At 63.0% G+C, this 11,572-nt stretch carries 10 protein-coding genes and 1 tRNA gene; 4 read left to right on the forward strand and 7 right to left on the reverse strand.

What is annotated here, in order from left to right; translation table 11 throughout:
• Window position 1: 1 nt before the first annotated feature.
• A complete protein-coding gene (locus ACVDHI_RS10390) occupies window positions 2-799 on the forward strand; it encodes a DUF1338 domain-containing protein (protein ID WP_134996617.1) in 798 nt (265 codons plus the stop codon).
• Window positions 800-980: 181 nt separating this feature from the next.
• Window positions 981-1,232: a hypothetical protein gene (locus tag ACVDHI_RS10395; RefSeq protein WP_039039590.1), complete on the forward strand. Its 252-nt coding sequence runs from the start codon at window positions 981-983 to the stop codon at window positions 1,230-1,232.
• 39 nt (window positions 1,233-1,271) lie between these two features.
• Here the strand turns inward: ACVDHI_RS10395 and ACVDHI_RS10400 are convergent, their stop codons facing one another.
• Window positions 1,272-1,898 (reverse strand): HAD family hydrolase, encoded by a 627-nt coding sequence (locus ACVDHI_RS10400; protein ID WP_408827787.1) that lies wholly within the window; start codon window positions 1,896-1,898, stop codon window positions 1,272-1,274.
• A 164-nt stretch (window positions 1,899-2,062) separates the two neighbouring features.
• Between ACVDHI_RS10400 and ACVDHI_RS10405 the strand changes: the two genes are divergently transcribed.
• The gene (locus tag ACVDHI_RS10405) at window positions 2,063-3,427 is read left to right on the forward strand and encodes an MDR family MFS transporter (RefSeq protein WP_447212058.1); all 1,365 of its coding nucleotides are present in this window, start codon (window positions 2,063-2,065) and stop codon (window positions 3,425-3,427) included.
• Window positions 3,428-3,508: 81 nt separating this feature from the next.
• On the opposite strand, the gene nifJ is transcribed toward ACVDHI_RS10405, so the two are convergent.
• The 5 genes from nifJ to yqfB all read right to left on the reverse strand — a co-directional run bounded on the left by nifJ (window position 3,509) and on the right by yqfB (window position 9,057).
• Complete coding sequence (gene nifJ / locus ACVDHI_RS10410) at window positions 3,509-7,054, reverse strand: pyruvate:ferredoxin (flavodoxin) oxidoreductase (protein WP_447212059.1); 3,546 nt, start codon at window positions 7,052-7,054, stop codon at window positions 3,509-3,511.
• 242 nt (window positions 7,055-7,296) lie between these two features.
• On the reverse strand, window positions 7,297-7,656 hold the full coding sequence (locus tag ACVDHI_RS10415) for a DUF1622 domain-containing protein (RefSeq protein WP_111736082.1): 360 nt from the start codon (window positions 7,654-7,656) through the stop codon (window positions 7,297-7,299).
• Window positions 7,657-7,717: 61 nt separating this feature from the next.
• On the reverse strand, window positions 7,718-8,221 hold the full coding sequence (locus tag ACVDHI_RS10420; protein ID WP_447212060.1) for an alpha/beta hydrolase fold domain-containing protein: 504 nt from the start codon (window positions 8,219-8,221) through the stop codon (window positions 7,718-7,720).
• Window positions 8,149-8,637, reverse strand: a complete 489-nt coding sequence (locus tag ACVDHI_RS10425; protein ID WP_447212061.1) for an alpha/beta hydrolase — start codon at window positions 8,635-8,637, stop codon at window positions 8,149-8,151. The genes ACVDHI_RS10420 and ACVDHI_RS10425 overlap by 73 nt, the downstream gene beginning before the upstream one ends.
• A gap of 87 nt (window positions 8,638-8,724) precedes the next feature.
• Complete coding sequence (gene yqfB / locus ACVDHI_RS10430; RefSeq protein WP_042014549.1) at window positions 8,725-9,057, reverse strand: N(4)-acetylcytidine aminohydrolase; 333 nt, start codon at window positions 9,055-9,057, stop codon at window positions 8,725-8,727.
• Window positions 9,058-9,327: 270 nt separating this feature from the next.
• On the opposite strand from yqfB, the gene ACVDHI_RS10435 reads away from it, so the two are divergent.
• Window positions 9,328-11,160 (forward strand): SLC13 family permease, encoded by a 1,833-nt coding sequence (locus ACVDHI_RS10435; protein WP_447212062.1) that lies wholly within the window; start codon window positions 9,328-9,330, stop codon window positions 11,158-11,160.
• A gap of 244 nt (window positions 11,161-11,404) precedes the next feature.
• Here ACVDHI_RS10435 and ACVDHI_RS10440 read toward each other — a convergent pair.
• Window positions 11,405-11,488, reverse strand: a tRNA-Leu gene (locus ACVDHI_RS10440).
• Window positions 11,489-11,572 lie beyond the last annotated feature (84 nt).

The raw sequence follows: 11,572 nt of genomic DNA on the forward strand, positions 1-11,572 counted from the left end.
GATGCAAAAGGATATCGACACCCTGTTTGACCATCTGTGGGACAACTACATTCAGGTCACCCCCAGTGCTCACAAGGTTCATCAACTGCTGGGCGGCGGTGCCCCCATCATCAACGATCACGTGGCGTTTCGGACCTACAACCTGCCCAAGCTCGGTCTCGAGAAACTGGCGGCCCACTTCCGCGCCCTGGGGTATGAAGAGAAGGGCGAGTATGTGTTCAAGGCCAAGAAGCTCTATGCCAAACACTTCGAGCATAAAGATCCTGATGCGCCCAAGGTGTTCATCAGCGAGCTGAAGGTGGAAGAGCTCTCCGAAGGTGCCCAGGCCATCATCCACAAGCTGGTGGATCAGGTACCCGATCACCTCACCGACACCCCGGCCTTCCTCTACGCCGGCGCGCCCTGGCAGGTCTCCCACACCGACTACCAGACCCTGCTGGCAGAGAGCGAGTATGCCGCCTGGATGGCCGCCTGGGGTTATCGTGCCAACCACTTCACCGTCAACATCAACCGCCTGAAGGACTTCGACACCATCCAGCAGGTGAATGCGGCGCTCAAGGCGGCAGGCTTCGTGCTCAACACCGTTGGCGGCGAGGTGAAGGGCGATCCCGAGGTGATGCTGGAGCAATCCTCCACCATGGCAGACAAGGCCGAGGTGCCCTTCAGCGACGGCGTGCGCACCATCCCGAGCTGCTTCTACGAGTTTGCCCTGCGCTACCCGCAGGCCGACGGCGTGCTCTACCCTGGCTTCGTCGAAGCATCGGCCGACAAGATCTTCGAATCCACCAACGCCATGTAATGGCCGCCATGAAAACAACGCCCCGCCTGGGGCGTTTTTTTATGGATTTACGCCGATCTGACACCCTCTTTACCTCCTCTTGACCCATCAGTTCGCGGCGACTCGCTAGCATGATGCCGCCCGCTGCCGTGGGCCATCGCCGCACCGTGCCGGTGTATGCCACCCGTTTTGGAGTCATACCATGAAGATTGTTCTGCCTTTGCTGTTTTCCCTCACTACTCTGACCGCCGCAGCGGGCGATCAGGGCAGCCGTACCCCGCCCAAGCCTCCGCACGAGCTGTCGGCCGAGATGAAAGCGGCGTTTGAGAGCTGCAAGGAGCATGGCAAACCGGGGGAGTCGGAATTTGACAACTGCATGTCAGATCTGGGATTTGAGCGGCCGGACGGCCCGGCACCGGCAGGTGGGAAGGAGGGGGAGAATGAGGCCGAGTAAGCTGGTGCGGGTCCGTCGGTTAGGATGGGCCCGCACCGCTCACACCCGTTGCAGCGTCCCTTCGGTGGCCAGCAAGGTGGTCATGCCGGCGGCCTTGCCCGCCTGAATGCCTATCCGGGTGTCTTCAAACACCAGGCAGTTGGCCGGGTTGGCGCCGAGCTGCTCGGCAACTTTCAGGAAGGTGTCCGGGTGGGGCTTGTGATTGACCACATCATCGGCACTCACCAGCACGGAGATGAAGGCATCGAGCCCGGTCTGACGCAGGATGTGCGCCGCATGTTCCCGGGTTGAGCCGGTGCCTATGCCCATGGGCACCTTGCCGTGGTACTGCCTGACCAGCTCCCACATGGCGGGAAACACCCGGACGTCGTCGATCCGTGCCAGGTAGAGGGCCACCTTGCGCCGGGCAAAGGCTTCCACGTCGATCACCATCCCGTGCTGCTCTGCCAGCATGGTCACTATCTTGCGGGTGGGGATGCCGCCGTACTCGTTGAGCTGTGCCCGATCAAACGGCAGGCCGAACTCGGCACTGGTGATTTCCCAGGCATCCAGGTGCAGAGGCATGGAGTCCACCAGGGTGCCATCCATGTCGAAGATCAGGGCGTCGTACTCGTCGAATCGGGGCTGTTCACTCTGGTGATGATCGCAGGGGGATGACTGGGGCATGGGGGGCGTCCTCTTCGGCAAAGACTCACCCTAGCAGATCCAGCGCGCAGATGTCGCGACCTTCATCATGGTTGGCAGTGGCTTTGACCATCGGCTAATGATTTATGAGACAATAATGTGCCTTGCACCCCCTGTGCCGATATCTCACATGAGCGAGCCTGCCTATGTCCCCCAACACCGTCTTCTCGAGCGTGGCCCTGGTGATCGCCCTGGGCTCACTGGAAAAGAGCATCGTCACCACCCCCTTGCCCATCATAGGGGTTGAGCTGAATGCCGGTGCCGCCCTCACCTGGGTCGTAACCGCCTATCTGCTGGCGGCTACTGCGGCCCTGCCCATCTATGGCAAGTTGAGCGACATGTTCGGCCGAGTACGCATGCTCAACATCGGTATCGGCCTGTTTCTGGCGGGATCCGTGGCCTGCGCCCTGGCCCAGGATCTGCCAACCCTGCTGGGCGCCCGCGTGCTGCAAGGGTTGGGGGGCGGGGGGCTGATCGCGCTCGCCTTTACCGTGATCGCCGACTGTATTCCGCCACGGGAGGTGGGCAAGTATCAGGGGTATATCTCGGCGGTCTATGCGGTCTCCAGCATCGCAGGCCCGCTGCTCGGTGGCTACTTCAGCGAGCAGCTCAGCTGGCGCTGGATCTTCTGGATAAATCTGCCGCTCGGCGCTATCGCCCTCTGGCTGGTGAACCGCAATCTGGGTCACCTCAATGTGCGTCGCCACAGTCGCTTCGACTGGAAGGGGGCTGGGTTGCTGATCACAGTCACCACCCTCACCTTGCTGCTGCTCTCGCCGGAAACCAGCCTGCCGGCTCTCTGGCTGGCAGCCGGGCTGGCGCTGGCCCTGTTGCTGCTGATCCTGGTGGAGCGGCGCGCCCACGACCCCATACTGCCGGCCCATCTGGTGCGGCTGCCCGGCTATCTGGTGAGCGTGCTGCTGGCGCTGGCCTCCCAGCTGCTGATGTTCGCCGTGCTGGTCTATCTGCCGCTGCAGATGCAGTGGCAAAAGGGGATGGGGGCCGGCGAGAGCGGGCTTTACATGGTGATCTTCATGGTCTGCATCACGGCGGGGGCCTTCGTCGGCGGCAAGCTGATCGGCCGCACCGGTCACTGCCGGCGTTTCGTGGTGACGGGCTTCGCCCTGGCGGCGCTGGCGCTGTGGCAAATTCACTTCGATCTCTTTGCCAATCTGGGGCTGGGGTTCGCCGGGCTTGGCCTCGGGCTGGTGCTGCCGGCCCTCTCTGTGGTGGTGCAAAATGCCCTGCCACGGGAGGATCGCGGCATCGGCATGTCTCTGTTCAACTTCGGCCGTGAGCTGGGGGGCGCGGTTGGGGTCGCCATCTGCGCCGTGCTGTTCCACTCCGCCCTGCCAGCAGGCAGCAGTCACAACCTGGCGAGCCTGAGCCCGGCCGAGCTGGCGCCCGGTTTCGGTGCCACCTATGTGGGCATGGCGCTGATCGCCAGCGCCGCTTTGCTCATCACCCTGCTGGCCCTGAAGCGCCACGAGCTGGCCAGTATGCCCGCCTGATGGCCGGCATCGCGGATAGAAAGAGGGCTCCCCATGGGGAGCCCTCTTTGTTTGGCCGTTAACCGCTCATGTATGGGCCGTTTACTCCTGCGCTAGCGCCTCCTTGCCGGCGAGCTGGCTCAGCCAGGCGAAGCGACGGTTCGCATCCAGCTCCGCCTCCCGATAGAGCTGGGAGGCGATCTCCGGCAGCTGGCGCTCGAGGCGCTTGAAGCGGGGCTCCTGTTGCAGGGTCTCGGCAAGCGATGCGCTGGGGGCCCTGGAATCCAGCGCCAGCGGCGCCTTGCCCTCCTCGCTGCGACGGGGGTCGTAGCGGTAGAGCGGCCAGAAGCCGGTGGCGGTCAGCTGCTTCATCTGCTCGTGGCTCTGGGCCAGATCGTAGCCGTGCTCCTCGCAGGGGCTGTAGGCGATGATGAGGGACGGGCCCGGGTAGGCTTCCGCCTCCTGAATGGCCTTCACCGTCTGGTTCATCTGGGCGCCGAGGGAGATCTGCGCCACATAGACGTGGCCATACATCATGACGCTGGCGCCGAGATCCTTGCGCGCCTTGCGCTTGCCCTGCTCGCCAAACTTGGTGATGGCGCCGAGCGGTGTCGCCTTGGATTGCTGGCCACCGGTGTTGGAGTAGCACTGGGTGTCGAGCACCAGCACGTTGATGTTCTCCCCCAGACTCAGCACGTGATCCAGGCCGCCGAAGCCGATGTCATAGGCCCAGCCATCGCCGCCGATGAGCCAGACCGACTTGTCCACCAGGTGGTCCGCATCCCGGGCCAACTCAGCCGCGCCCGGCTCGGTGCGGCCCTGCAGCAGGCTGCGCAACTGTTCGATATGGGCGCGTTGCTCGGAGACCGGCAGGCTGGCGTCTTGCAGCCCTTGCTGCAGCTCGGCCGGGACGACATCACCCAGACCCGCCATCAGGCGGCGTACCCGGTCGCGATGCTGATCCACGGTGAGCCTGAAGCCCAAGCCAAATTCGGCGTTGTCTTCGAACAAGGAGTTCGCCCAGGCCGGGCCACGGCCCTCGGCGTTGGTGGTGTAGGGGGTGGTGGGCAGGTTGCCGCCATAAATCGACGAGCAACCGGTGGCGTTGGCGATCAGCAGCCTGTCCCCGTAGAGCTGGGTCAGCAGCTTGATGTAGGGGGTTTCACCACAGCCTGAGCAAGCGCCGGAGTATTCGAACAGCGGCGAGATGAGCTGGGAGGTGCGAATGTCGATGCGCTCCAACTGCTCAGCCGTGCGCTCAGGCAGGTCCAGGAAGAAGTCGTAGTTCGCCTTCTGGGCATCGAGGTGGTCGAGCCTGGACTCCATGTTGATCGCCTTGCGGCTCGGATCGGTGCGATCCTTGGCCGGGCACACCTCGACGCAGAGGTTGCAGCCGGTGCAATCCTCAGGCGCCACCTGCAGCACATATTGCTGACCGCGCATATCGCGGGCCTTCACATCCAGCGCGTCCAGGGTCGCGGGGGCATCGGCCAGCGCGTCCTTGTCCACCACCTTGGCGCGGATGGCCGAGTGCGGGCAGGCCGCTACGCAGTAGTTGCACTGGGTGCACAAGTCCGCCTGCCAGATCGGCACCTCCTTGGCGATGTTGCGTTTCTCCCAGCGGGTGGTGCCCACAGGCCAGGTGCCGTCCGGCGGGAAGGCCGAGACCGGCAGGCTGTCGCCGAGCCCCGCCAGCATGGCGGCGGTGACGGTCTGCACGAAGTCGGGGGCTTTGGCAGACACCACGGGGGGGCGCTGGTGGCTGGATGGGTCAAGTGCCTGCAGCGGCACTGGGGTGAGAGCCTCGCAGGTGGCGGCCAGTGCCTGCCAGTTGCGCTCGACCAGCTCGGCGCTCTTGTTGCCATAGCTCGATGCGATGGCCTGCTTGAGCAACTCGGTGGCCTCTGTCGGCGGTATGATGGCGGTCAGCTGGAAGAAGGCCATCTGCATCACGGTATTGATGCGGTTGCCGAGCTGGCATTCCCGGGCAATCCTGGCGGCGTTGATGGTGTAGAGGCGGGCGCGTTTCTCGCGCAACACCTGTTGCACCTCTTGCGGCAGTCGCTGCCAGAGCTGTTCGGCGTCGTAGGGGCTGTTGAGCAGGAAGATCCCGTTCGGCTTGAGCCGCTCCGCCATCTGGTACATGTCGATGAACTGCCACTGGTGGCAGCCGATGAAGTCCGCCTCGTCCACCAGGTAGGCCGATTGCACCGGCCGTTCATTCACCCTCAGGTGGGAGACGGTGAGGCCCCCCGCCTTCTTGGAGTCGTAGACGAAGTAGCCCTGGGGATAGAGCGGGGTGTGATTGCCGAGGATCTTGATGCTGTTCTTGGCCGCTGAGACGGTGCCGTCGCTGCCAAGGCCGTAGAAGAGCGCCTCCAGCTTGTGCTGGTTGCCAAGGCCGGGGCTCGGATAATCGAGTTTCGGCAGGGGCAGGGAGAGGCCGGTGACGTCGTCGAAGATGCCGACGGTGAAGCGCGGCCTCGGGTTGTCCAGTGCCAGCTCATCGAAGATGGCCTGCACGCAGGCCGGATTGAACTCCTTGGAGGAGAGGCCGTAGCGACCGCCGATGACCCGCGGCAGGCTGGCACGCTCGCCCCGGCTGACCGCCTCGGCCAGCGCGCTCATCACATCCAGATAGAGCGGCTCGGCCTGGGCGCCCGGCTCCTTGGTGCGATCCAGCACCGCAATCTTGCGGGCGCTCTCGGGAATGACAGCCAGCAGGTGGGAGGCTGAGAAGGGGCGGTAGAGGCGTACCTTCACCAGCCCCACCTTCTCCCCTTGCTCGATCAGACGCGCTATCACTTCCTCACAGGTGCCGATGGCGGAACCCATCAGCACCAGCACCCGCTCGGCTTCTGGATGACCCAGATATTCGAACGGCTGGTAGTGGCGCCCGGTCTGTTCGCCGAAGGCTTGCATCGCCTCGCTCACGTGACGATAAGCGTCGTCATACCAGGGGTTGGTGGCCTCCCGGCACTGGAAATAGGTGTCCGGGTTGGCGGCGGTGCCGCGCACGACGGGGTGATCCGGGCTCAGGGCGCGCTCGCGGTGGGCACGGATGGCGGCTTCCGGCAGCAGGGCACGCAGGGTGTCGTCCGCCAGCGGCACTATCTTGGCTATCTCGTGGGAGGTGCGAAAGCCGTCGAAGAAGTGGATGAAGGGCAGCCGGCTGTTGAGGCTGGCCACCTGGGCGATCAGGGCAAAATCCTGCGCCTCCTGCACGTTGCTGGCACAGAGCATGGCGCAGCCGGTCTGGCGCACCGCCATCACGTCCGAGTGATCGCCAAAAATCGACAGGGCATGGGTCGCCACGGTACGCGCCGCCACGTGGAGTACGAAGGGAATGAGCTGACCCGCCAACTTGTAGAGGTTGGGGATCATCAGCAGCAGGCCCTGGGACGAGGTAAAGGAGGTCGCCAGTGCGCCGGTCTGCAAGGCGCCGTGGACGGTGGCGATGGCCCCGCCCTCCGACTGCATCTCGACCACGCGAGGCACGTCGCCCCACAGGTTCAGGCCCCGATCGCTCGACCAGGCCGACGCCTGCTCCGCCATGCTGGAACTGGGGGTGATGGGGTAGATGGCGATGACTTCGCTGGTGCGGTAGGCCACTGAGGCGACCGCGTTATTACCGTCTGTGGTGATCATGCATTGTCCACTTGCTATGCCAGTGTAAAGGCCGGCGACAGGGGGCCGGCCATGGATAGGTCACAAACATAGTAAGAGGGGGTGTTACTTGCATCAAACGGGATAAATAATCAGCGTGGATTCGATTATTTACTCATTTATTTTCAATCTGTTACGGTCATTTATTTATCATTGAACGACATGGGCCTGGCAGTGTTCCCATGTCGCGGCTCATGTAATCCACCCGGGGTTGTGGCTCAGGCTTATGTCTGTTTTTCCTGCTGGCGCTCGGCCTGGGCATCGAGCTCCTTGCCGAGGAAGTAGTTCAGGAAGGTGCGGATGACCGCGATGATGGCGAGGCGCACCAGCTCCTCCTTGCTCGGTGCCACTGTGGTGGCCAGGATGTCGGCGGCGAGCTGGAACTCCAGCGCCAGGATGAGCCAGCTGCCGAAGCAGAGGCGGATACGGGGAAAGCCGGGCTCGTGATCCCGCACTCTGGCCGCCAGCCAGAGGGTCTTGCCAAGGCCGATGACCACGCAGGCGATGGAGATGATCTCCAGCAGCAGCTGGAACAGCTCCACCCCGTGCATCATGCCCTCTTTCAGGCTCGCTATCTCGAACACTCGGGTTACCTCCATGATTCAAAAGAGACACTTTTAACACGGCTTGGGGGCCGGTTCCAACTCAGAGTCTTCTGAGCATCATGGCTATCTGGTCGATGAGCTGACGAGCGGCAGGGCTGATGGCCGCCAGTTGGAAGTAGCCATGAATGACGCCATGCTGCCGCTGGCAAGTGGCATCGACGCCAGCCTGCACCAGCTTGCCATACAGGGCTTCCCCTTCGTCGCGTAGCGGATCATATTCCGCCGTGACGATATGGGTCGGCGGTAATCCTGACAGGGCGGGATGGTGGAGCGGGCTGGCTTCGGGATGGCTGGGGGGCAGGCTGCCAAGGTAGGCGTGAAAACCGCTTGCGAGCATGTCCCGGGTGATGAGGTAGTCGTCACCGAGATCGCGGTAGCTTTGGCTCTCGCAGAGGGCATCCAGCATGGGATAGAGAAGCAGCAGGGCCTTGGGCAAGGGGGCGTTGGCAGCCTTGAGCCGCAAGGTGGTGATCAGGGCGAAATGACCCCCTGCGCTGTCGCCAGCAATGGCGAGACGTGCCGGATCCCCATGCCATTTCTCCACCTCGGCCATGATGCCCGTGTGGCGGCCAGCGCATCGTCGTGAGCCGCGGGATAGGTGTGTTCCGGGGCGAGGCGGGTGTGTACGGCGAAGATCAGGGCACTGGCCCGGTTGCACAGCATCCGCATCTGGCGATCATGGGTCTCGAAATCCCCGCTGACAAAACAGCCGCCGTGAAAATAGATCAGCACCGGATACGCGGGGTCCGGTTTGTCTGCGGGCCGATAGCAGCGGATGGCGTGGTGATCGGCCTGCCACTCTTCAATGGCGCCCACCTCTTCCCGCTCACCCCCCAACAGGGCAGAGGCTAGGTAGCCGTCACGGCGCGCCTGCCAGCTCAGCTGGCTCGCCTTGGGACGACCTGCGGCGATGAAGTCTGCCACCATGGCTGCGATGGCCGGTTCGAGTTGTTTTTCCATAAGACACCAATGACTGTATATAAAAACAGTCATTGTGCGCTTTTGGCCCGTGAGCGCAACCGGCGTTAGCTGAGGCAGCTCACAAAATCAGGCTTCAATCAGCACGAATTCAATCACATAGAGGGGCGGCAGTGCGGGGTAGATATCGCGGATCACATCTTTAAGCTCGGGGAGGGTCATGTTCTCCTGACGGGCGTGCTCGTCGCTCAGCGCCTCAAAGGCGACCGCCTTGACCGAGATGACTTCAATGGTGCCAAAAGGCTGGTGTTCCGGGTTGGTGAACAGGGCCAGGCGCTGGCCGGGCCGCCAGTTTGCCTCGCTCTCGTCGCGGATGGTGATGGTCTTTCGGCCAGCCTGGATGTCGGCGACAAAGCGGCTGAAGAAGGTGAATGCCGGGTAGGCCGGTGTGTGCTGGGTCATGTCGTCTCCGAAGGGCAAGGGGTGAGAGGGCGGCTCAGGCCGCGGCGGGCCCATTTTAGGAGGGGCGGGGGGAGCGTGCAGCACTTTTTACCCCGACATGTGAAGGGCGACCGACTGCGTTCACGGACCGGTAAAATGGCCGCAACTGAACCTGAATGTGAGATGATGCGGCCTCCTCTTTCTTGATATGTAACAAATCAGGGGGACGGGCTCTGTGGTCTGATGGCGTCCGGGGCCGGCCGTGGTTGACGTTGAACAAAAGGAGCAAGTGTGAATTCCGAGTTGATCTGGGTGCTCAGCATGCTGGTGGGTGCCATTCTCCTGTTTATTACCAACAAGGTGCGCATGGACGTGGTCGCCTTGTTGATCATCATCCTGTTCGTGTTGAGCGGCACCCTGACCCTGCCGCAGGCGCTGGCAGGATTCAGTGATCCCAACGTCATTCTGATTGCCGCCCTGTTCGTGGTGGGGGAGGGGCTGGTGCGTACCGGTATCGCCTATCAGGTGGGAGATGCCCTGGTGAAGGTGGCCGGCAGCAGCGAAACCCGCATGCTGGTGCTGCTGATGGTGGCGGTGGCGACCCTGGGGGCCGTGATGAGTTCGACCGGGGTGGTGGCCATCTTCATCCCCGTGGTGCTGAGCGTGGCGAACCGGATGGGGATCCCGGCGGGCAGACTGATGATGCCGCTCGGCTTTGCCGGCCTTATCAGCGGCATGATGACGCTGGTGGCAACCCCTCCCAACATGGTGGTGAACAGTGAACTGATGCGGCACGACATCCAGGGGTTCGGCTTCTTCGGCTTTACCCCCATGGGGATCATCATTCTGGGGATGGGGATCCTCTACATGCTGCTGATGCGCAACCGTCTGGTGCGTGAAGGAGAGGAGGGCAAGGGCAAGCAGATGGGACGCAGCACCATGCGGGATCTCATCCGTGACTACCGGCTGGCTGGGCGAGCACGCCGACTGGCGATCCGGCCCGACTCCCCCCTGATCGGCCAGACCCTGGACGAGCTGCAATTGCGTGCCCGCTTCGGGGCCAACGTCATCGGGATGGAGCGCTGGCGCAAGTTCAGGCGGGTGATGGTCAGTGTCACCGGGGTGACCGAGTTCCAGGCCAAGGACGTGCTGCTCATCGACATGTCGGATCCCGAGGTGGATGTGCGGGAGTTTTGCAGCGAGGCGCGGCTCGAGCCCATGATATTGCGCGGAGAGTATTTCTCCGACCAGGCGCGGGAGGTGGGCATGGCGGAGGTCTCCCTCATCCCTGGCTCCCGGCTGCTCGGCAAGAGCATCCGCGAGGTGACCTTCCGTTCCCGTTACGGTCTGAGCGTGGTGGGGATCCGCCGGGATGGAGAGGCGCTGACCGGCAAGCTGGTGGACGAGGCGCTGCAGATGGGGGATACCCTGCTGGTGGTGGGGAACTGGAGCCTCATTCGTCAGTTGCAGACCCATCATCGCGATTTTCTGCTGCTGGGCCTGCCTGCGGAAGTGGACGAGATGGCGCCGGCCCGCAGCCAGGCCATCCACGCCCTGATTGCCCTCGGGGTCATGATAGTACTGATGGTGACGGATCCCGTGCCCAACGTGATCGCGGCGCTCATCGCCTGCCTGCTGATGGGCAAGTTCCGCTGCATCGATCTGGAGAGTGCCTACAAGTCCATCCACTGGCCGACCCTGATCCTCATCGTGGGCATGCTGCCCTTTGCCCTTGCATTGCAGCAGACCGGAGGGGTGGATCTCATCGTCGGCGCGCTCATCTCGGCAGTAGGGGAGATGGGTCCCAGGGTGATGCTGGCCAGCCTCTTCGTGCTCTGTGCCGTCATCGGGCTCTTCATCTCCAACACGGCGACGGCGGTGCTGATGGCGCCCATAGCGCTGGGGACGGCCCATCAGATGGGGGTGTCGCCTTATCCCTTTGCCATGACCATCGCCATCGCCGCCTCGGCAGCCTTCATGACGCCGGTCTCGTCGCCGGTCAACACCCTGGTGCTGGGCCCGGGCAACTACAAGTTCATGGACTTCGTGCGCATCGGCGTGCCCTTCACCTTGCTGGTGATGGTGGTGAGCGTCATCGCCATCCCCTGGTTCTTCCCGTTCTGACGACAGCAAACGATATGGCGGCCTGCGGGCCGCCTTTTTATTGCCCGCAGCGCTCTGCGAGATGAAAAGGGCGGCATCACGCCGGAGCAGGGCATTGCGCCGTCGCAGAGGAGAACACAAGGCGCAGCCGTTGATACATGAGGTGGCGTTGCAGGCGCGCGATGGTATGGAGAGGGGAAGAAGAGCGGCAAACGCCGGATACAAAAAAACCAGCCTGAGCTGGTCTGTTTGGTACTGCTTTCGATGGTGCGGAAGGAGAGACTCGAACTCTCACGCCTAGGGCGCCAGAACCTAAATCTGGTGCGTCTACCAATTTCGCCACTTCCGCAAGAATAATGGTGGCTATGACGGGATTCGAACCTGTGACCCCCGCATTATGAGTGCGATGCTCTAACCAACTGAGCTACATAGC

The organism is Aeromonas sp. 25-248 (assembly GCF_053005425.1).